The following is a 23,203-nucleotide window of genomic DNA, read 5'->3' as shown; positions in this document are numbered from 1 at the left end:
CCACACGATAATGTCCCGGAATTCCCCCGCTTACAGAGGAGAAATAGTACCCAGCAGTCCAATGCCAATGGTCAGGATCAAAAAGCCAATCAGAAACAATGCAAGCTTAGCCATTTCAGGCCTCCTACAGGAACAGATTTGCGATACAGCAGGTGGCAGACGCCTCTCGGAGTGCTGCGGTGTGGGTATTGTGAGGAAGGGATGATTTTCGGTACAGATTCAGGTGGCGGAGAAAAATGCGGATCAGATTGGATATATCAATTCAGGGATCAGTATGGAACTGCACAGAATCACACTTTAAAAAACTGGTGAGCGAATCTGAAATAACGCTCACCAGACGCGTTATTTTTTCCTGGCTTTCATTTCTGCCAGAGGGTCATCACAGCTTGGTCTTTGACAAGGTTGAGCAGAAGCATCTCCTGTAACTATAAAACTCCCTTTTCGCTGCCCTTCTCTTGCGCACTTATCGCACCAGACCTCAGATGTATTATCTCGAGCCTCAACATTTCCTGTTTGCATAAAAACTCCTTATTTTTTTGTAAAACTTTACGGCCTGACGATTTATTTAAATCAAGAAACTCCTTCACACACAAAAGTCTATCTGAACGTATAAACCTTCAGCTCTCTTCAAAAAGAGGTGCACCGTTACCGGCACACCTCTTTCTCAGACTTACTGCCAGTTAGCAGCCAGCACCGCCTCCAGTTGCGTTTGTTGCGCAGCTGTCAGGTTTCTCTCTGCACCGGCATCCACTCCGAATGACGCCATGCTGTCGACCAGGTTTTGTACCTGGCTGTCGAGCAGGGTTTTGCCATCGGCCGTCTTGAACTGATCCAACTGGTAGTCGTTGGCTGCATACCAGTTGCTCACCAGCACCTTGTCATTGGTATCGATGATGCTCACTTCCAGATCGTTGCCACTGCGGCGGAACCACAGGTCTTCCAGGCTGACATCGGCACCGAACTGCAGCACATCAGTACCACTGCTGGTGTCGTAGTTGCTGATGGTGTCTCTGCCTGAGCCAATGCCGAACTCGTAGGTATCGCTGCCATCACCACCGCTGAGGTAGTCATTGCCAGCGCCGCCATTGAGTACATCATTGCCGGTTCCGCCGTAGAGCGTGTCGTTGCCGGCATCACCGAAGAGGTTATCGTTGCCTGCGTCGCCATACAGCGTATCGGCGCCCGTGCCGCCGGACAGGTTGTCATTCCCCGCATCACCAAAGACGCTGTCATCGCCGTCGCCAGCGCTGATGACATCGTCACTGGTGTAGCCACGCAGGGTCTGATCGGATGCACTGCCGAGCAATACGTGCGACTTGATGAGCGACTGGTTCCAGATCGTGCCATCGGCAAATTGCAATTGGTCGATCTGATAGCCGCCCGCGGCGTCCTCGGAGAAGTGACTCATCACTCGCAGACTGTCAGTCGTACCGTTCACACGAATGATCAGATCACTGCTCTCACGAACGATGCTGACATCATTCGCATTGAGATCAGCAAGCTTCACGGTATCGAGTTTGCCGATACGGCTTTCGTGGGCGTAGTAGATGGTGTCCTGGCCTGCGCCTTTACCGAACAGGTAGGTATCGTCGCCGTTACCGCCATTCAACTGGTCGTTGCCTGCGCCGCCGTCCAGGACATCATTACCCTCGTCGCCGTAGAGCGTGTCATTGCCAGCACCACCTTGCAGCCAGTCGTCACCAGCTCCGCCGTTAAGCGCGTCAGCGCCAGCACCGCCGTACAAGGTGTCATTGCCACTGCCACCATTGACCGTGTCGTCGCCAGCCCCCGCGTCGATCACGTCATTGCTGGACGTACCCGACAGCGTTTCATCGATGTCAGAGCCTTGTAGCACCTGGAACTTGATCTGGTCCTGGTCCCAGAAGCTGCCATCGGCAAACTGGATACGATCGATTTGATAACCGCCAGCGGCGTCACTCTGGAAGTGGTAAACCACTCGCAGGCTGTCGGTGCTGCCCAATACACGGATGATCAAGTCGTTACCGTCACGGCGCACGCTGACATCAGAGGCATTGAGGTCGGTAAGCTTGATGGTATCGAGCTTGCCCTCACGGTTTTCATAGGCGTAATAAATGGTGTCCTGACCCGCTCCCTTGCCGAACAGATACGTATCGTTGCCATCACCACCGTCGAGCTGATCGTTGCCCAGGCCGCCATCAAGGATGTCATCGCCGGTTCCGCCATTGAGCGTGTCGTTACCCGAACCGCCCTGCAACAGATCATTGCCAGCGTTGCCGTTCAGCGTATCGGCTCCAGCGTTGCCAATCAGTGTGTCGTTGCCGGCAGCACCGTTGATGACGTCATCGCCCTCTCCCGCATCGATGACATCGTCACCCTCGGTGCCCGTGAGGGTTTCCTCGGCTTCGCTGCCCTGCAACACCTGATTCTTGATGGCTGCCTGATCCCAGAAACTGCCATCGGCGAACTGGATGCGATCAATCTGATAGCCAGAGGTCGCATCATTCATGAAGTGATAAACGACGCGCAGACTGTCGGTGCTACCCAGCACGCGGATAAGCAGGTCGTTACCATCACGCCGCACGCTGACATCCGCTGCATTCAGATCAACCAGCTTGACGGTATCGAGCTTGCCCGCACGATTTTCATAGGCGTAGTAAATGCTGTCCTGACCGGCCCCTTTGGCAAAGAGATAAGTATCGTCGCCATCTCCGCCATCGAGACGATCATTGCCTGCACCGCCATCAAGCACATCGTTGCCAGCACCACCATTGAGGATGTCGTTGCCCAGACCGCCCAGCAACAGATCATCTCCGGCATCGCCATTGAGCGTATCTGCGCCCTTGTTGCCCGACAGCGTATCGTTGCCACTGCCACCGTTGACGGTGTCGTCCCCGGCACCCGCATCGATACTGTCGTCACTGGCGGTACCCGCCAGCGTTTCGTCGGCATCGGTGCCTTGCAGAACGGCGGACTTGATCGCTGCCTGATCCCAGAAGCTTCCATCGGCAAACTGGATACGGTCGACTTGATAACCGCCTGTGGCGTCACTCTGGAAGTGATAAACCACACGCAGGCTATCGGTGGTCCCTGGCACGCGAATGAGCAAGTCATTACCATCACGACGCACACTCACATCCACCGCGTTCAAGTCGATCAGTTTCACGGTATCGAGCTTGTCTGCACGACCTTCATAGGCGTAGTAGATAATGTCCTGACCCGAGCCCTTGCCGAACAGGTAAGTGTCGTCGCCATTACCACCGTCCAGCAGATCATTGCCTGCACCGCCATCCAGTACATCGTTACCGTTGCCGCCGTAGAGAGTGTCCTTGCCCTCTCCCCCATTCAGCACATCGTTGCCATCCTCGCCATTCAGGGTGTCGGCACCGCTACCGCCCGAAAGTGTATCGTTGCCGCTGCCACCGTTGACGACATCATCACCCGCCGAGGCGTTGATGGTGTCATCACTGCTTGTACCAGACAGGGTTTCATCCGCTTCAGTGCCTTGCAGCACTTGCGCCTTGATCGCGGTTTGATCCCAGAAACTGCCGTCAGCGAACGCAATCCGATCAATCTGATAACCGGCTGTGGCATCACTCATGAAGTGATAGACAACGCGCAAGGTATCGGTCGTACCGTTGATACGAATCACCAGGTCATAACCGTCACGTGCGACGCTGACATCGGCCGCATTCAGATCAACCAGCCTGACCTGATCGAGCTTGTCTGCACGGCTTTCATTGGCGTAGTAGATGGTGTCCTGGCCCGAGCCTTTACCGAACAGGTAGGTATCGTCACCGGCACCGCCATCCAGACGGTCATTACCTGCACCGCCATCGAGGATGTCGTTGCCGCTGCCGCCGTAGAGGATGTCGTTGCCCGACCCGCCTTGCAGCAGGTCATTACCCTCGTCGCCGTTCAAGGTATCGGCACCTGCTCCACCGGCCAGGTTGTCGTTGCCCGCACCGCCACTGAGTGTGTCGTCGCCTGCCCCGCCATCGATCAGGTCATCGCTGGCAAAACCGGTCAGGGTCTGATCGGCTGGAGTGCTGGTAAGCGTTTGGGCCTTGATTGCGCTCTGATCCCAGAAGCTGCCGTCGGCAAACTCGATGCGATCGATCTGATAGCCCGCCGTGGCATCGCTCATGAAGTGATAGACGACGCGCAAGCTGTCGTTCGTATCGTTGATACGAACGACCAGGTCATAGCCATCGCGTGCAACGCTGACATCGGCTGCGTTGAGACCGACCAGTTTGATGGTATCGAGCTTGCCTGCACGACTTTCATTGGCGTAATAGATGGTGTCCTGACCCGAGCCCTTGCCGAACAGATAAGTGTCGTCACCGGCACCACCGTCCAGACGGTCATTGCCTGCACCGCCATCGAGGATGTCGTTGCCGTTGCCACCGTAGAGGATGTCGTTACCCGCCCCACCTTGCAGCAGGTCATTGCCCTCGTCACCGTTGAGGGTGTCGGCACCGGAGCCTCCGGACAGAGTGTCGTTGCCCGCACCGCCACTGAGGGTGTCGTCACCGGCGCCGCCTTCGATCAGATCATCGCTGGCGTAACCCGCCAGAGACTGGTCAGCCTCGCTGCCTTGCAATACCTGGGTCTTGATCGCGTCCTGATCCCAGGCGCTGCCATCGGCGAACTGGATACGGTCGATCTGATAACCGGAGGTCGCATCACCCATGAAGTGATAAACGACACGCAAGGTATCGGTCGTGCCGTTGATACGAAGCACCAGGTCATAACCCTCACGCGCCACGCTGACATCGGCCGCGTTCAGATCAATCAGCCTGACCTGATCGAGTTTGCCTGCGCGACTTTCATTGGCGTAGTAGATGGTGTCCTGACCCGAGCCTTTACCGAACAGATAGGTATCGTCACCGGCACCGCCATCCAGACGGTCATTACCTGCACCGCCATCGAGGATGTCATTGCCTGATCCGCCATTAAGGACATCATTGCCCGATCCGCCCTGCAGCAGGTCATTACCCTCGTCGCCGTTCAGAGTATCGGCACCGGAGCCTCCAGACAGAGTGTCGTTGCCTGCCCCGCCATTGAGGGTATCGTCACCGGCACCGCCCTCGATCAGATCATCGCTGGCGTAGCCCCAAAGAGACTGGTCGGTATCACGCCCCTCCAGCACCTGGGTCTTGATGGCCTGTTGATCCCAGATACTGCCATCGGCGAACTCGATCTGGTTGATCTGATAGCCATAGGTCGCATCGTTCATGAAGTGACTGCTGACGCGAATGCTGTCGGTAGTGCCGATCACCCTGATCACCAGGTCACTGCTTTCCCGGGAGACAATCACATCGCTGCTGTTCAGCCCGACCAGTTTGACGGTATCGACCTTGTTCTGCGCTGAATCGTAAGCCGAGACAATGTCCTGGCCCGAGCCTTTGCCGAACAGGTAGGTATCGTTTCCGGCACCGCCATCCAGACGGTCATTGCCAGCACCGCCATCCAGCACATCGTTACCAGCACCGCCGTTGAGGGTGTCATTGCCCGATCCGCCTTGCAGCAGATCGTTACCCCCTTCACCGTTCAGGGTATCGGCACCCGCACCGCCCTCGATCAGATCATCGCTGGCGTAGCCCCACAGCGACTGGTCGCCATCACGCCCCTTCAGTACATGGGTCTTGATGGCCTGCAGATCCCAGATACTGCCATCGGCGAACTCGATCTGGTTGATCTGATAGCCATAGGTCGCATCGTTCACGAAGTGACTGCTGACGCGAATGCTGTCGGTAGTGCCGATCACCCTGATCACCAGATCACTGCTTTCCCGGGAGACAATCACATCGCTGCTGTTCAGCCCGACCAGTTTGACGGTATCGACCTTGTTCTGCGTTGAATCGTAAGCCGAGACAATGTCCTGGCCCGAGCCCTTGCCGAACAGGTAGGTATCGTCACCGGCACCGCCATCCAGACGGTCATTGCCAGTACCACCATCAAGCACATCGTTGCCGAGACCACCGTTGAGAGTGTCATTACCGGCACCGCCTTGCAGCAGATCGTTACCCCCTTCACCGTTCAGGGTATCGTTTCCGGCACCGCCATCGATCAGATCATCGCTGGCGTAGCCCCACAGAGCCTGGTCGGTTTCACGCCCCTCCAGCACCTGGGTCTTGATGGCCTGGTGATCCCAGATACTGCCATCGGCAAACTCGATCTGGTTGATCTGATAGCCATAGGTCGCATCGCTGACGAAGTGGCTGCTGACCCGGAGAATGTCAGTGGTACCGATTACCCTGATCACCAGATCGCTGCTCTCCCGGGAAACAATCACATCGCTGCTGTTCAGCCCGACCAGCCTGACGGTATCGACCTTGTTCTGGGTTGGATCATAGGCCGAGACAGTATCCTGGCCCGAACCCGCGCCAAACAGGTAGGTGTCATTGCCATAACCACCGTCCAGACGGTCATTACCCGCACCGCCATCCAGCACATCATCTCCACCATTTCCGTAGAGCGTATCGTTACCAGCGCCCCCGGTGAGGGTTTCGTTTGCTTCCGTGCCGGAGACAGTCAAGGCACTGACTGCTACAGGTGTGAACAGATTGGCGCTGATATCCTCCTTGCTCCAGATCACTCCATCGGCAAACTGCACCTGGTCGATGCCATAGCCGTAAATGGCACTGCTATAGAAATGCGAATTGACCCGCAGGGTTTCAGCGCTGTCCTTGATCTGAATAATCAGATCATCGGACTCACGGAGCATCACCACATCAGCCGCATTCAGACCTTCCAGACGGATCACGTCCAGTTTGTTGGCCGTGGTGTCGTTGTAGGCGTAGTTGCTGATGGTGTCCTGACCCGAGCCCTTGCGGAATACGTAGGTGTCGGAGCCATAGCCGCCAATCAACGAGTCATTGCCACTGCCGCCATCCAGGGTGTCGTTGCCATCATCGCCGTTGAGAGTGTCATTGCCATCGCCGCCATTGAGGATATCGTCACCGGCACGACCATTCAGGGTGTCGTTACCCGACAGGCCGAACAGGCTGTCTGCCGACTCGTAACCTGTAAGGGTTTCATCGACTTCAGTACCAATCAGCAAAGCGGTACGGATCTGTTCATTGTTCAGCACCGTGCCATCGGCAAACTGCAACTGATCAATGCCATAGCCGTAGATGGCACTGCTGTAGAAATGCGAACTGACCCGCAGGGTTTCGCCACTCTCCTTGATCTGGATGATCAGGTCATCGGACTCACGACGCATCAGCACATCGGCAGCATTCAGACCTTCCAGACAGATCACGTCCAGTTTGTTGGCCGTGGTGTCGTTGTAGGCATAGTTGTTGATGGTGTCCTGGCCCGAGCCCTTGCGGAACACATAGGTGTCGGAGCCGTAGCCGCCAATCAACGAGTCATTGCCACTGCCACCATCCAGGGTGTCGTTGCCCTCATCGCCGTTGAGAGTGTCATTGCCATCGCCGCCGTCGAGGATATCGTCACCGGCACGCCCGTTCAGGGTGTCGTTACCCGACAGGCCGAACAGACTGTCTGCCGACTCATAACCTGTAAGGGTCTCATCGACTTCGGTACCGGTCAGTAACGCCGTGCGGATCTGCTCGTTGGTCAACACCGTGCCATCGGCAAACTGCACTTGATCGATGCCGTAGCCATAGATCGCACTGCTGTAGAAGTGCGAGCTGACCCGCAAGGTTTCGCCACTTTCCTTGATCTGAATGATCAGGTCATCGGACTCACGACGCATCAGCACATCGGCAGCATTCAGGCCTTCCAGACGGATCACGTCCAGTTTGTTGACCGTGGTGTCGTTGTAGGCGTAGTTATTGATGGTGTCCTGGCCCGAGCCCTTGCGGAACACATAGGTGTCGGAGCCGTAGCCGCCATCCAGCGAGTCGTTACCGCTGCCGCCGTCCAGGGTGTCGTTGCCATAACCACCGCTCAGCGCGTCATTGCCTGCACCACCCAGCAGCGTGTCGTTGCCATCTTCACCGTTCAAGGTGTCGCGACCATCACCACCATCGAGGATATCGTCACCGGCACGGCCATTCAGGGTGTCGTTGCCCGACAGGCCGAACAGACTGTCTGCCGACTCATAACCTGTAACGGTTTCATCGGCCTCGGTACCGGTCAGCAACGCCGTGCGGATCTGCTCATTGGTCAGCACCGTACCATCGGCAAACTGCACCTGATCGATCCCGTAACCATAGATCGCACTGCTGTAGAAGTGCGAGCTGACCCGCAGGGTTTCGCCACTCTCCTTGATCTGAATGATCAGATCATCGGACTCACGACGCATCACCACATCGGCCGCATTCAGGCCTTCCAGACGGATCACGTCCAGTTTGTTGGCCGTGGTGTCGTTGTAGGAGTAGTTATTGATGGTGTCCTGACCCGAGCCTTTGCGGAACACATAGGTGTCGGAGCCATAGCCACCATCCAGCGAGTCGTTACCGCTGCCGCCGTCCAGGGTGTCGTTGCCATAACCACCGCTCAGCGCGTCATTGCCTGCACCACCCAGCAGCGTGTCGTTGCCATCTTCACCGTTCAAGGTGTCGCGGCCATCACCACCGTCGAGGATGTCGTCACCGGCACGCCCGTTCAGGGTGTCGTTGCCCGACAGACCGAACAGACTGTCCGCCGACTCGTAACCTGTAAGGGTTTCATCGACCTCGGTACCGGTCAGCAACGCCGTACGGATCTGCTCATTGGTCAACACTGTGCCATCGGCAAATTGCACCTGATCGATGTTATAGCCATAGAGCGGGGTGCTATTGAAATGCGAACTGACACGCAATGTTTCATTGCTGTCCTTGATCTGAATGATCAGGTCATCGGACTCACGACGCATCACCACATCGCTGGCATTCAGACCTTCCAGACGGATCACGTCCAGTTTTTTGGCCGTGGTGTCGTTGTAGGCGTAGTTGCTGATGGTGTCCTGGCCCGAGCCCTTGCGGAACACATAGGTGTCGGAGCCATAGCCGCCATCCAGCGAATCATTTCCACTGCCGCCGTCCAGAGTGTCATTGCCATAGCCACCGGAGAGGGTGTCATTGCCTGCATCGCCCAGCAGGGTATCGTCTCCATCCTCACCGTAGAGCGTGTCCTTACCGTCACCACCTTCCAGGGTGTCGTTACCGGCACGGCCGTAGAGAATGTCGTTGCCTTGGGCACCGGACAAACGATCATCGCCCGCGTAACCGGTAATGCTATCGTCGCCCTCTGTACCAATCAGCAAGGCAGCGGTGATCTGAGCCTGGTCCCAGACAACTCCGTCGGCGAACTGCAACTGGTTGATCGCATAGCCATAGCTTTGATCGCTGTAGAAGTGCGAGCTGATCCGCAGCGATTCGCCGGTCTGACGAATCTGGATCACGAGGTCGTCGGACTCGCGACGGATGCTGACATCTTCCGTAGTCAGCCCATCCAGACGCACGACATCGAGCTTGTCGATTGTGGTGTCGTTGTAGGCATAGTTGTTGATCGTGTCACGACCATAGCCCTTGCCGAACACGTAGGTATCGGAGCCTTTGCCGCCATCCAGAGTGTCATTACCGGCACCACCATCCAGCAGATCGTTACCCGCTCCACCGCTCAGCGTATCGTTACCGGCACCACCAAGCAGCGTGTCGTTGCCGTCCTCGCCGTAGAGCGTGTCCTTGCCATCGCCACCATCGAGCAGGTCATCGCCGGCACGGCCGCTCAGGGTGTCATTGCCCGACAGGCCGATCAGGTCATCATCGCTGGCATAGCCCGTAATGCTGTCATCGCCTTCAGTACCAATCAGCAAGGCTGCCGTGATCTTTGCCTCATCCCAGACAGTGCCATCGGCAAACTGCAACTGGTTGATCGCATAGCCATAGCTTGGATCGCTGTAGAAGTGCGAGCTGACCCGCAGGGTTTCGCCGGTCTGACGGATCTGGATCAGCAGGTCGTCGGACTCGCGACGGATACTGACATCACCGGTATTCAAACCCTCCAGACGAACGACATCCAGCTTGTTGGCCGTGGTGTCGTTGTAGGAATAGTTGGAGATGGTGTCCTGCCCGGAGCCCTTGCGGTAAATATAGATATCCGAACCCTTGCCACCTTCAAGGGAATCATTGCCCGCACCGCCATCGAGCGTATCGTTGCCAGCACCACCGGACAGGGTGTCGTTGCCAAAGCCTCCGAGAAGCGTGTCATTGCCCTCTTCGCCGTAAAGGGTATCGCGACCATCACCACCGCTGAGCACGTCGTCACCAGCACGGCCACTCAATACGTCGTCACCGTCCAGACCAATCAGGTCATCATCTGTCGCATAGCCGGTAATGGTGTCGCTGCCCTCCGTGCCAATCAAAAGCGCCGAGGTGATTTTTGCCTGATCCCAGACCGTGCCATCGGCAAACTGCAACTGATCGATCGCATATCCATAGCTTTGATCGCTGTAGAAATGCGATCCGACCCGCAGAGTTTCTCCGGTCTGACGGATCTGGATCAGCAGATCGTCGGACTCACGACGGATACTCACATCATCGGCGTTCAAGCCTTCCAGACGCACAACATCGAGCTTGTTCGGCGTCGTGTCGTTGTAGGCATAGTTGCTGATGGTGTCCTGGCCCGAACCTTTGCGGAACACATAGGTATCGGAGCCAAAGCCACCGTCCAGCGAATCATTGCCGCTGCCGCCGTCCAGAGTGTCGTTGCCGGAACCACCGGTGAGCGTGTCATTGCCTGCACCACCCAGCAGAGTGTCATCGCCGGCTTCGCCGTAGAGGATGTCTCTGCCATCACCGCCATCGAGCACATCATTGCCACTACGACCATAGAGGGTGTCATTACCCGCCAGTCCTGCCAATGTATCGGCAGTGTCATAACCCGTGATGGTGTCGTTGCCTTCAGTACCATCGAGAAGGCTTGCGGTTATCTGCGCACGATCCCAGACGGTGCCATCGGCGAACTGCAGTTGGTCGATGGCGTAGCTCCAGCCGCCGGCCTCGGCAGAGAAGTGCGAGCGGATGCGCAGGGTCTCGCCGGTCTGCCGAATCTGCACAATCAGATCATCGGACTCGCGACGCAGACTGACATCTGTAATGTTCAGGCCATCGAGACGTACAACATCGAGTTTATTGACCGTTGTATCGTTGTAACTGGTGTTATCAATCGCATCGGAACCAAGCCCTTTGCCAAAGACATAGGTGTCCGATCCCTTGCCACCTTCCAGCGTGTCATTGCCAACACCGCCATCGAGCAGGTCGTTGCCGTTACCACCACTCAGGCTGTCGTTGCCTGCACCACCGAGCAATGTGTCGTCACCTTCTTCGCCATACAGCGTGTCGCGACCTTCTCCGCCCACAAGCGTGTCATTGCCCAGGCCACCGTACAGCGTGTCATTGCCCGCCAGACCGTCGAGAGTATCGTCAGCCTCGTAGCCGGTGAGCGTGTCGTTGAACTCGCTGCCACTCAGCAGCGACGCCTTGATCTGATCCACGCCCCAGACTGTGCCGTCAGCGAACTGCAGTTGATCGATGGCGTAGTTGTAGTAAGTACTGGCAGGAGAGAAGTGCGAGGAAACACGCAGGGTATCGCCGGTTTCCTTGATCTGGATGACCAGATCACTGGACTCGCGACGCAGGCTGATATCGGCCAGGTTGAGCCCTTCCAGACGGATCACATCCTGCTTGCCAACCGTGGTTTCGTTGTAGACACCGTTGGAAATGGTGTCCTGACCCGAACCCTTGCGGAAGATATAGGTATCGGAGCCGTAACCACCATCCAGGGTGTCGTTACCCGAACCGCCATCCAGCACGTCATTGCCATAGCCGCCGCTTAGCGAGTCATTACCTGCGCCACCCAGCAACGTATCGTTGCCCTCGTCTCCGTTCAGGGTATCCGCACCGTTGCCGCCGTCGAGCACGTCATCGCCTGCACGGCCACTGAGCGTGTCATTTCCGTCCAGCCCGGAGAGATTGTCTGCTGTGGCATAACCTGTGAGGGTATCAGCACCTTCCGAAGCCTGAACAACGACAGACTTGATCTGCACGCCATCCCACACGGAACCATCGGCAAACTTCAGTTGATCGATGGCATAGGTCGAGGTGCCTTCCTGGCTGAAATGCGAGCGTACGGTCAGGGTATCGCCTGTCGCCTTGATCTGAATGACAAGGTCGTCACTCGAACGCAAGAACCGCAGATCGGCTGGATTGAGGCCGTCGAACTGGATGGCGTCGATCTTGTCTGCCGCCGTTTCGCCGTAGGTTCCGTTATTGATAACGTCCTGGCCATAGCCCTTGGCAAACCGGTAAGTGTCGGAGCCACGACCACCGTCGAGAGTATCGTTGCCCGAGCCGCCATCAAGAATATCGTTACCGTCTTCGCCATACAGGTAATCCGAGCCGGCACCACCGTTCAAGGTGTCCTGGCCCATACCACCATAAAGGGTGTCACTTCCCTGAGCCCCACTAATGCTGTCATCCGAGGCATATCCGGTCAGAACATCGTTCCCCTCGGTACTGAGGATTGCCATGACCTTGACTTGCTCGACACTCCATTGAGTTCCATCGGCAAAGCGGATCAGATCCAGAGCGTAAGGAGTGTTGCCGTCATTATGGAAGTAGCTGGAGACCGTAATTTTGTCAGTCGTGTTTTTCAGCGACAGGATCAGATCACTTCCTGACCGGGTAATGATGATGTCGGTCGGGAGGATATCCGCCGCGAACTCGATTACATCGATCTTGCCAGCACTTGAGTCGTAGTTATTGACCGAGTCCTGACCCCAGCCGCGGCTGAAGAGATAGGTGTCAGAACCTTCACCACCATAAAGGTAATCGTTGCCTATACCACCATCGAGTTGATCGTTTCCTGCATCGCCATATAAGTTGTCGTTGCCTGCATCGCCCTGGAGGCTGTCGCTACCCTCGCCACCAGACAAATAATCCGAACCCTCGCCACCGGACAGTTGGTCTGCACCGGCCCCACCGTACAGGTAATCGTTGCCAGCTTCACCGTGCAAGGTGTCATTGCCTGCCAGCCCCTGAAGAGTGTCGTCACCCAAGCCACCACGGAGGATATCGTCTGAGGCATAACCCCATATCGAGTCATTACCATCGGTAGCAACGACAACCATCGCCTTGATTTCATCTACAGACCACTGAGTACCATTAGCGAAACGTATGCTTTCCAGGACATAAGGGCCAGCAGCGTCACGGTTGAAATAGCTACTGATCGTGATGCGATCACTGCTGCCACGTCGGCTCAACAGCAGATCATCATAATTACGACTTACAACAATATCGGAAGGCGAAATTTCCTCGGAAAACTCTATGACGTCCTGTTTGTTAGTGGTCAGGTCATAGTTATTGACAGTGTCCTGTCCCCAGCCGGAACGGAAGAAATAGGTGTCGGATCCATCACCACCATAGAGATAATCATTGCCGGTATCCCCCAGCAGAAGATCATCACCACCGTCACCATAAATAGTATCACTGCCCTCCCCGCCACTTAGTACATCGGCACCCACTCCGCCGCTAAGATAATCGCTGTCATCACCTCCAATAAGGAAGTCATTGCCACCGCTTCCCGTCAAATAATCATTGCCTTTGGCACCGACCAGAAAGTCGTCTTGCTCCGTGCCATTGTAACTGTCTCCGGCAGCCGTTCCCAACAGCACGGCATTTTTCCCACCGTATACATTTTTCAACTGCGCAAGGCCAACATCATCAAGTTCATTCAGCCAGGTTGATATCGACTCATTCCATATACCTTTCTTCAACGAAGCGCCCAGTTCTGCTCCGTCTACAATTGCCTTGACCGGATCCAGTGCATGAACGCGCGCCAGCTCCTGAGTGATGGCACTGTAATCAATGAAAAAACCTTCCCCACTCCATGAAACTCCCAGCAGCGAGGTATAACTCTGCAAACGAGTCTGCAATAGCAGGCCTCTGTAAACCGATTCGACCAATGCATCATAAGCTTTATTGATCTGGTCAATCTGGAAGCTTTGCAAGCTCAGATTTTCCTCAGTTATATATATTGTACCCGTCAGCAAAGCACCAACTGTGCGATGCCCGCCAGCGCTATTACCGGAACTTGCTGACAAGTATATTTTCTTGCTATCGCCCTCACCTTCCTCTCGGGAGGAAAAATTGAAATACTCAATACCCGTAAATGCTTCCAGTATCTTGATTTTCTCAAGAGCACTTTGCTGAGCAAGTTGTGCCGCAGTGGGTTCTCTGGAAGGAGGAGGCGTATTATTACCACCATTATCACTGGAGATAAAAAGGGAAGAGGGCTTCTCCCACGAATAACTGAATTTCACTTGATAAAAACCGGTCCCCAGGTCCTCGATTCGCTCATCGAAGGAATCCATGGTACTCGTCCCGGCCCATGCCCCCAGCAAACGATCTACCAACGCCAATTGCGCTTGCCGAGTAGTTGCCGATGAATAATCGGACAAAGCCTGCTTCAAAGAACTACTGAGCATGCTGGCTTCACGAAGATCGCGCACAGTACCTGACCCCTGCATATCGGCCAGTTTCTTTGCCTCTTCATCCAATGCAATCTTGTCGGAAAACTCTCTGTAAAACGTATTTTGGGCGAAATCGATGGTACCTACGATACCTTGGGTTTCCGCTCCCGTCTGGTTATCGACACGCGTATAGGAGCCAAGATTGGATATGATGTTTCCATTATTGGCAGAGCCGTGCACGGCACCTGTCACATTGATTGAGGTGACTCCCAGATCTGCGAGTGTCTTCAATTCATTCGACTGGGAAATACCATCCTGATTGTGATCCTGCCAGACCTTGACCGAAGTAAAAGCAGCATCCTGCTCATCAAAGATACCGTCTTCGTTATCATCAAGATCGGCAATGGCTTCAAACCCATTTGAGGCGGTTTTACCATTCCTCAATACAGTATTGACACCGAACAGCTCAGAGCCGTTGTCTATGCTGCCATTTTTATTTTTATCGAGTACAAGCAGCCCGTCATCGGCACCGACCCAACCCGTTCCAAGCTTATGGCCATCTCCATCATGGTCAAAAATGATCCCTTTATCTCGCGAAACGGTCTCGACACCATCACCATCAAGATCCAGTACCAACGGGTCAATATATGAATACGCATCGGAGAAATACTTTTGAACGGTGTCATAAATGAATCCACCCAAGGACTGACCGAACTCATCAAGTCCCAGGTCATCCCACATCCATTCAAAAACAGAACCGATAGGCTCATCCAGCCCCATATACTTCATCATGCCCGCAACGTTTTGCAGCAAGGCTTCTGTCAGGTTCCCCATGTACTCGCTGAACGTGTCTCCTCCTATTTGTACATAGTCACCATCGAGCCCCAAGGGCGGAGGAAGAATATCGCCAATAGTCCCTGCCCAGTTCCAGCGCTCCAGATTCAGATCTGAAACAGCCGACTGTACGTCGGCATCAATAATGTCCTGTAATGGGGGAATACCATTTTGGCCGATGACATCATTAAGAACATTATTTGCCAACGCATCCGATGCAACCTGAAAATCAGCATCCGAGAGAGACCTGCCATCGGCAGCGGCTGCAAAACGCACTGAGCCGCGAACCATATCGCTATAAAAACTACCATCATTCTGGTTAATGGATTGAGCAGCAGAAAGCCAGTTTGATATTTTCCCCAGCTCAACAGCATTTTGCCCGGAGGGATTGGAAGCCACTTGCTGATCGACAATGGTCTTGAGATAAGCGTATGCACCGGGGTAATTACCCTGAGATTGCAGATTGCCTAACGTGGAAACTTGGCTTGAATTAAGACTTACAATGCTCATGACATCCCTCTCAGTGAATACCAATAGATTCGATTAGTTTCAACAGCTTTTCATTCAGTACTTCAAAATCATCACGAGCAATATCAAACTGATATAAGAGTTCAACACTCCCCGACAAAATCCGATTGCCTTCATACGTGTTCAAACCACGACTCACGTATACAACCTCGCCACCCTTATCGATAAACGTATAAATGACACGACCGCGAACTTCGTATTTCGAGCGCCCATCGCTGATTGAAACAGGCTCGAAACCGCGCAAACCAATCTGTGAACGAGCAACGGGGATCTCGACGCGCCGAATACGTACAATGACGTGATTACCTTGTGCTTTCCCGGGAGCAACGATACTCATGTCATCGGCATTAACGCCAAAAATCACGACACCAGAAGAAGTAGACTTCAAAATGTCACACGTTGCCGAAGAAACACTAAATTTCATTCGAGCAACGTCACAGCGACCATCATATGAGTGAGAGGCCTCTGCGAATAAAGGTACGACCAATGAAAAACAACAAAACAGCAATAAAGAACTCTTCAAACTGCTCATCCTTGTTCTTGGCCACATAGCGTTTTTTTCTACCGCTCCCTCAAACTCTCCGACGCATGCTGCTGCAACGGACTCAAGAAATACTCAATCACCCGCCGCTTATTAGTCTTCACTTCCGCCGTCACCGCCATACCCGGCGACAACTTGATATCCACGCCATTGATATTCAGCGTATCGCTGTTAAGGCGAATCTTGCTGCTATAGATCAGCCCGCGCTTTTCATCTTCGATGGCGTCGTTGGAAACGCTGATGACTTCGCCTTCGATGGTGCCGTACTTGGTGAAGGTGAAAGTTTCGACTTTGACGGTGACGGGCTGGCCGGCGCGGACGAAGCCGACGTCCTTGTTTTCCAGCATGGCTTCCACTTCCACGGGCTGGCCGTCAGGGACGAGGACCATCAGGGGTTGTGCGGGGGTGACGACGCCGCCGACGGTGTGGACGTCCAGTTGCTGGACGGTGCCGTCGACCGGGGCTTCGAGGGTGGTGAGGTCTTCCTGGTAACGGGCCTTGGTCAGGTCCTGGCTGAAGGTGGCGATTTTCTGGTCGGCCTGTTGCAGCAGGTCGAGCATGGCGCGACGGGTCTGGGCGACGACGCCTTCGCGACGGCGTTCGGCTTCCTGGCGGGCGGCGGTGGATTGCAGGACGCTGGCCTGTTGCACGCTGAGTTGTCGCTCAAGATCAAGACGAGCCTGTTCCTTTTCCAGATAGGCATGGCGAGCGATGTATTGTTTTTTCAGCAGATTTTCGTAGTCGTTGGCCAGTTTGGTGGCGATCGGCAGGGTTTTCTGCAGGCTCGCGACCTGGATGCGTGCCGCCTGAATATCCGCCTGGCGCTGCTGGATTTCGGCTTCGGCCAGGTCGAGGCTGCTGCGGTATTCCTGATACTGGCCTTGCAGCCAGCGCTCGGCAGCCAGCACATGTTCGGGATCGGCATCGCGAATGATACCGGTCAGGTCCCGCGGCGGTTTGCGCTGGTTGATGGCATCGAGCATGGCGGCGGCACGTGCGTTGTCGATGCGTGCTGCCAGCAGGTCGCTGCGCACCCGCCCGACATCGGCATCGGCGGCTGTGGAGTCCAGTTCCAGAAGCAACTGGCCCGCCTTGACCGCTTGCCCGTCGCGCACATGAATGGCCTTGACCACTGCGGTTTCGCTGGACTGGATGACCTTGGTCTTGCCACTGGGGATGACCTTGCCGCTGGCCGTGGCGACCACATCGATTTTGCCCAGACAGGCCCAGAGCAAGGCCAGTGTGGCAAAGCCCATGATCGCCCACATGAAGATGCGGGGGGCCGGATGAGTAGGCTTGTCCTGCAACTCCAGAGCAGCAGGCAGAAATTGCACTTCATGGGCCAGACGCCTGGGCGCATCCATTTCATGACGGCGGCGCCAGGACTGACGCCATACCCGGCGATAACGTTGCAGCAGTCCGCTGGATTCGGCGTTAGACATGACCACCTCCTTGCTGCAGACGATGCAGGCGTGAGTAATGGCCGGCCTGATGCGTCAACAGTTCGGCGTGGGTGCCCTGCTCGACGATCTGTCCGCGATCGACGACCACGATACGGTTGGCATCGCGCACCGCCGACAAGCGGTGGGCAATGATAATGACGGTGCGGCCCTTGCAGATGGCCTGCATGTTCTGCTGGACGATGCGCTCGGACTCATAGTCCAGGGCACTGGTAGCTTCGTCGAAAATCAGAATGCGCGGATTGCCCATCAAGGCCCGGGCGATGGCAATGCGTTGGCGCTGACCGCCCGAGAGCGATGCGCCATGCTCGCCGACCATGGTGTCGTAGCCTTCCGGCAGTTCCAGAATGAAGTCATGGGCACCGGCCAGTCTGGCCATTTGCATGACGGTTTCCAGCGGCGCACCGGCATCGCTCAGAGCAATGTTTTCGCGGATGCTGCGGTTGAACAGCATGTTGTCCTGCAATACCACACCGATCTGTCGACGCAGCGAGGACACGTCGGCCAGCGCCAGGTCCATGCCATCCACCAGCACCCGACCACGCTCGGGCACGTAAAGCCGCTGCAGCAGGCGTGTCAGGGTACTTTTGCCGGACCCCGAGCGCCCCACGACGCCAATCACCTGGCCCGGCATGATGGTCAGATTGATGCCGCGCAGGATCTCCGAACCGTCCGGGCGATAGCGGAAGTGGACCTGATCGAACTCGATGCGGCCCTTGATGGGCGGCAGTGCGCTGCGGGTGGCCTGGGTGAGTTCGTTACGGGTATTGAGGATGTCGCCCAGACGCTGAACCGAGACACCGGTCTGCTGGAAGTTGGTCCACAGTTGCGCCAGACGCATGATCGGCTGGGCCACACGCCCGGCCAGCATATTGAATGCAATCAGTTGCCCCACCGAGAGCTGGCCGTCGATCACCAGTCGGGCACCGAACCACAAGGTCGCGACGGTCACCAGTTTGCCGATCAGGGAGACGCTTTCGTTGGCGATGGTCGACAGGTTCTGGGTCTTGAAACCGGCAGCGACATAACCGGCGAGCTGGTTGTCCCACTTGCGGATGGCCTGGGGCTCCACAGCCATGGACTTGAGGGTATCGATGCCGTTGACGGTTTCCACCAGAAAGGCCTGGTTCTCGGCACCTCGGGCAAAACTGTCGTTGAGGCGTTTGCGCAGCACCGGGGTAATCAGCACCGACACCAGCACGTAAAGCGGCAGCGACAGCAAGACGATCAAGGTCAGCCAGCCGCTGTAGTAGAACATCACAGCAATGAACACCACCGAGAACAGCACATCCAGCAGCAGGGTGATCGCATTGCCGGTCAGGAAGTTGCGGATGTTTTCCAGCTCACGCACCCGCGCCACGGAATCCCCCACGCGACGCGCCTGAAAGTACGACAGCGGCAGGGTGATCAGATGACGGAACAGCTTCGAGCCGAGTTCGACATCGATGCGACTGGCGGTGTGGGCAAACACATAGGTGCGCAAGCCCGACAGCGCCGACTCGAACAACATGACGCCAGCCAGACCGATGGCAATTACGTCCAGCGTTGTCAGACCGTGGTGGACCAGCACCTTGTCCATGACCACCTGAAAGAACAGCGGCGTGATCAGGGAGAAAATCTGCAGGACGAAGGACACCAGCATCACTTCGCCCAGCAACTTGCGGTATTTGACGATGGCCGGGATGAACCAGGTGAAGTCGAAGCGGGAAGACTCGCCCGGCGTACCGGCTTCAGAACGGATCAGCACCAACTGCCCGGTCCAGCGCTCCTGCAAGGCCTCGAAGGTAATGACTTCGGGACGCTGGGCGAGCGGATCATGGATCAACGCCTTGCCTTGATCCAGGCGCGCAATGATAAAGAAGCCGCCATTGTTATCAGCCGCAATGGCAGGTAGAGGCGTGCGATCCAGACGTTCTGTGGTGGTTTTGGCAGCCTTGGCTTTGAGGCCGAGCTTGCGGGCGGCCAGCAGCAGGCTGTCCAGAGACAGGTTCTGGTCATGGCTGCCAAACTCATGGGCAAGTTGATCAGACGAAGCCGCTACCTGATGGAAGCGCGCAAGCATGACCAGCGAGGCCAGGCCAGTGTCGAGGCGCGGGGCGCTTTCAGGCACCGCAGTGCCCATTCCTGAATCGTTCATAGCGCTTCCCTGCTGATATGCCGCCTGAGCGGGCAAATCTGATCAACTTGTTAAACAATGGCAATAAGCCACTGTGATGAATATCACATTTTCAAAAACTAATGTATCGGCACTGTTACTTTTGAACTACGCACCGTAAAAAACACGCTCAAAGCCCGGGTGGCAGGAAATCCCGGGCCGGGTTGTAGTCCTGTTTCAGGTATGCAGCGAGCGTTTTCAGGTCGTCCGGGCTGAGGGTGCCGGCCGCCTGCTTGAGCTTGAGATTGTCGAGAATGTAGTCATAGCGGGCATCGTTGTAGTCACGGACTGCCGCGTACAACTGACGCTGGGCATTGAGCACATCGGCAATATTGCGCGAGCCGACATCCACACCGACCTGGTTGGCCTCCACGGACTTCTGACCGGACACGATGCTTTGCCGGCGTGCCGTGATCTGCTCGATTCCGGCATTGATACCGCGAAAGGCATTGCGCGTGTTCAACACCACTTCCCGGCGACGGTCTTCCTGTTCGTCCTGGCTCTGATAAAGGCGCTCGATGGACTCCTTGATCTGGGAGTTGGTCATCCCGCCCGAGTAAAGAGGAATGCTCAGCTCAATGCCGATGCTGCTCTGTGCAACCTTGTCGCGATAGCCGTTACTGCCGAAGTCGGTAGGGTTGCTGTAGCCAAAACTGTCGTTGTCGCCCTTGCGGTAGGAGGCGACGGCATCGATGGTCGGCGCATGCCCTGCCTTGCGCTGATTGAGCGTCTGCTCGGCGGCACTGACCGCATGCGCGCTGGCTTGCAGTTCAAGGTTCTGCCGCACGGCGGTATCCACCCAGGCGCGAGCGTCATTGGGGACGGGGGCCTCGACCGGCAGTTGATGCCCCATGCCGGCAATCGAGGTGTAGGTGTGCTTGGTCAAACGCTCCAGTGCCTCATAGGCATCGTCCACTCTTCGCTGCACCTGCTGACGGTTGGCGCGGGCATTGTCATAGGCAGCCTGTGCGTCATACACGTCGGTGATACTGGAAGCCCCGTCTTCCAGACGCCCCTGGGCCTGATCGCGCTGGCGCAACAGGGCGGCCTCTTCAGCCTGGGCAGCGGCAAAACCGTCCAGTTGGCGCAGGGTCTCAAAGTAGGCCTGAGCGGCTGTCAGCACCAGAGTCTGTTCCTGAGCGGAAAGCTCCAGCTCGGCCTGACTCACACTGGACTGTGCAGCCTTCAATTGAAACCAGCGATCGATACGGAACAACGGCTGGTTGAGGTTGGCACGGAAGGTTGTACCGCTGCGCTCGCGGCTCAACGCAGGTTCATCACGCTCCAGCCGGGTCACTTCGGAGGTCGCCCCGGCGGTCAGGTTCGGCAGCAGACCGGCCCGTGCCTGGGGCACGGCTTCGCGCTGGGCCTGGTAGGCATGGCGGGCAGCCGACAATTGCGCATCGTTGAGAGCTGCGGCCTGATAAACGCCTAACAGATCGGCATGCTGCCCAGGCAAATCACGCGATAAAGCCGATCCGCTGTATGCACTGGCACAGCACAGGATGACCAGACCAAGGGAGAAATAGGGATTCATCTACGTTCCATGCGAGAAAGGAATTCCTGAGCGTCATTTAATTGGCTCGCCATGGGTTCGGCGCAAAGAACAAAAGCTTTAGGCTCTGTACGAAATGTTTTCGAGCGAAGGTGAGGCAAGGCAAAAACAGGCGAGGAACGGTCGGAGTCGCGCCCGACTTTACTGGTGTAAATGAGCATTGCGATGGGGGCGCCGAGCCCGGACTCGCGCACGAGCCTGTTTTTAACGCAGCATCATCGAGCGCAGATACATTTCGTACAAAGCCTAGTCAGGGAAACCGGTATTTTTCATGGCAGACCTGCTGCTTCTGAAATCCACGCAAAAAACTCCCGAAACACCCAAGTCTTTGTTTTTCTCGTTCACATTTGGGCGCTAAGCTTGGGCCATGGATGATTCAGACTACCTGCGCCTGCTCACAATCCAGGCCGAACAAGCCAACTCCTTCCTTTCCAATGCGAGAAAGTGGGAGCGCGAGCGCTGGGTTTGTGAACGCCTGCTGCAAGGCTTGAATATTCCCCATCGCCATGAAGACTTCCTGCCTGCGGGTCAGGAGCCTCCCGATGTGCTGTTTCGCGATGCCTGTTTCGAGGTGTTCTTTGTCCTCGATGAAGGTCGACGTCTCAACGATGAGTGGCGTGAGGAACTGGAGCGGCGACGTAGCGCGTTCTCTCTGAGCCAGTTGGTACGACGGGAGGCCAAGCCCAAACGTATCCCGGCGTCGGAGTTGCTGCGAAGGCTGGCTCCCACGTTAAGCAAGAAGGCCAGTAATTATCGTGAGCGCGGCCTGAATCTGGGCGAGCTGGATATCATTGCGTTTGCCAGCCTCAAGCGTGAAGTGCTGGATCTCAACAGTCACTTTCCACCACCGACTGAATACCTGCGCCAGGGCTGGCGCTCGTTGTCACTGGTCGGCCCGACCTTCGCACGGGTATTGTTTGCCCATCCGGGCGCTCCGGATTTTCTGCGGACCAACCTGGGACGCAGTGTCGTCTTCGATGTTGGAATCAGTTTATGAGCCCCCTGCAAGAACTGCTGGCCGATGTGCCTCAACAAGGCCGGGTGCGCTGGATCGGCGTGCGCCCGCAATCGCGCCTCGACATGATCGAGCTGGATGCCGTGGAAGCGCGTCGCGAAGCCGGGCTGACCGGTGACCACTCGCGCCCCGGCCCACGCAATGCCCGGCAGGTGACGCTGATTCAATGGGAACATCTGGCGGTGGTCAGTTCGCTGCTGGGCAGACCTGTGGATAACCCCATCGTGCCGCAGGACCTGCGCCGCAATCTGGTCATCAGCGGCATCAACCTGTTCAGCCTCAAAGGCCGACGATTCAAGGTCGGCCAGGCCATTCTGGAAACCACCGGCTGGTGCCAGCCCTGCGCACGGCTCGAACAACGCCTGGGGCACGGGACCTTCCAGGCCGTACGCGGCCATGGCGGAATCACCGCCCGAGTGATACAAAGCGGAATCATTCGACTGGATGACATGCTGCGAGTCGAACCATTGGAGCCAACAGCGGTATAACGCACTGACAGCAGACAACGTCTGCAAGAGGCAAAAATGAGCAGCCGTCTGAACCCGGACGACCAAAGACGTGTCCAACACTACCTCAACGCCCCCCAGCATCAGGTTGAGCGCAGGCCTTTCCGGCCATTGCTGCTCCTTGTTCTGGTGGTTGCCGTGGTCATCGGCCTGGGCTTTCTGAGCCGTTTACTGAGCTATCTGACGCTATGAGCTGCCTTGC

At 56.3% G+C, this 23,203-nt stretch carries 8 protein-coding genes; 3 read left to right on the top strand and 5 right to left on the bottom strand.

Annotation, left to right across the window (positions count from 1 at the left end):
- Positions 1-670: 670 nt before the first annotated feature.
- The 5 genes from JSY17_RS03010 to JSY17_RS02990 form a co-directional block, all read right to left on the bottom strand.
- Positions 671-13,639, bottom strand: coding sequence for a calcium-binding protein (locus JSY17_RS03010; RefSeq protein WP_408636082.1), 12,969 nt, complete (start codon positions 13,637-13,639; stop codon positions 671-673).
- A 2,122-nt stretch (positions 13,640-15,761) separates the two neighbouring features.
- Complete coding sequence (locus JSY17_RS03005; protein WP_206400515.1) at positions 15,762-16,301, bottom strand: hypothetical protein; 540 nt, start codon at positions 16,299-16,301, stop codon at positions 15,762-15,764.
- A 29-nt stretch (positions 16,302-16,330) separates the two neighbouring features.
- Positions 16,331-17,752 (bottom strand): HlyD family type I secretion periplasmic adaptor subunit, encoded by a 1,422-nt coding sequence (locus tag JSY17_RS03000; RefSeq protein WP_206400514.1) that lies wholly within the window; start codon positions 17,750-17,752, stop codon positions 16,331-16,333.
- Positions 17,745-19,907 carry a type I secretion system permease/ATPase gene (locus JSY17_RS02995; protein WP_117184895.1) on the bottom strand — a complete coding sequence of 721 codons (2,163 nt, stop codon included), beginning with the start codon at positions 19,905-19,907 and terminating at the stop codon, positions 17,745-17,747. The genes JSY17_RS03000 and JSY17_RS02995 overlap by 8 nt, the downstream gene beginning before the upstream one ends.
- A gap of 148 nt (positions 19,908-20,055) precedes the next feature.
- The gene (locus JSY17_RS02990) at positions 20,056-21,462 is read right to left on the bottom strand and encodes a TolC family outer membrane protein (protein ID WP_206400513.1); all 1,407 of its coding nucleotides are present in this window, start codon (positions 21,460-21,462) and stop codon (positions 20,056-20,058) included.
- Between the two features lie 385 nt (positions 21,463-21,847).
- Between JSY17_RS02990 and JSY17_RS02985 the strand changes: the two genes are divergently transcribed.
- The 3 genes from JSY17_RS02985 to JSY17_RS02975 are packed head-to-tail and all read left to right on the top strand — an operon-like array spanning position 21,848 to position 23,193.
- Positions 21,848-22,477 (top strand): DUF1780 domain-containing protein, encoded by a 630-nt coding sequence (locus JSY17_RS02985; RefSeq protein ID WP_117167576.1) that lies wholly within the window; start codon positions 21,848-21,850, stop codon positions 22,475-22,477.
- Complete coding sequence (locus JSY17_RS02980; protein WP_117167577.1) at positions 22,474-22,983, top strand: MOSC domain-containing protein; 510 nt, start codon at positions 22,474-22,476, stop codon at positions 22,981-22,983. The genes JSY17_RS02985 and JSY17_RS02980 overlap by 4 nt, the downstream gene beginning before the upstream one ends.
- 36 nt (positions 22,984-23,019) lie before the next feature.
- Positions 23,020-23,193, top strand: a complete 174-nt coding sequence (locus JSY17_RS02975; RefSeq protein ID WP_117167578.1) for a DUF3094 family protein — start codon at positions 23,020-23,022, stop codon at positions 23,191-23,193.
- Positions 23,194-23,203: the final 10 nt, after the last annotated feature.

Source organism: Pseudomonas capsici, assembly GCF_017165765.1.
GTDB classification, from domain to species: domain Bacteria; phylum Pseudomonadota; class Gammaproteobacteria; order Pseudomonadales; family Pseudomonadaceae; genus Aquipseudomonas; species Aquipseudomonas capsici.
The sequence above is the reverse complement of the archived record's forward strand: the minus strand, read 5'-3'. Positions and strand labels throughout refer to the sequence as shown.

Excerpts from the sequence above, each read along its gene's own strand:
- JSY17_RS03005 (WP_206400515.1), bottom strand. The coding sequence starts at position 16,301 with ATGAGCAGTTTGAAGAGTTCTTTATTGCTGTTTTGTTGTTTTTCATTG.
- JSY17_RS03000 (WP_206400514.1), bottom strand. The coding sequence starts at position 17,752 with ATGTCTAACGCCGAATCCAGCGGACTGCTGCAACGTTATCGCCGGGTA.
- JSY17_RS02995 (WP_117184895.1), bottom strand. The coding sequence starts at position 19,907 with ATGAACGATTCAGGAATGGGCACTGCGGTGCCTGAAAGCGCCCCGCGC.
- JSY17_RS02990 (WP_206400513.1), bottom strand. The coding sequence starts at position 21,462 with ATGAATCCCTATTTCTCCCTTGGTCTGGTCATCCTGTGCTGTGCCAGT.
- JSY17_RS02985 (WP_117167576.1), top strand. The coding sequence starts at position 21,848 with ATGGATGATTCAGACTACCTGCGCCTGCTCACAATCCAGGCCGAACAA.
- JSY17_RS02980 (WP_117167577.1), top strand. The coding sequence starts at position 22,474 with ATGAGCCCCCTGCAAGAACTGCTGGCCGATGTGCCTCAACAAGGCCGG.
- JSY17_RS02975 (WP_117167578.1), top strand. The coding sequence starts at position 23,020 with ATGAGCAGCCGTCTGAACCCGGACGACCAAAGACGTGTCCAACACTAC.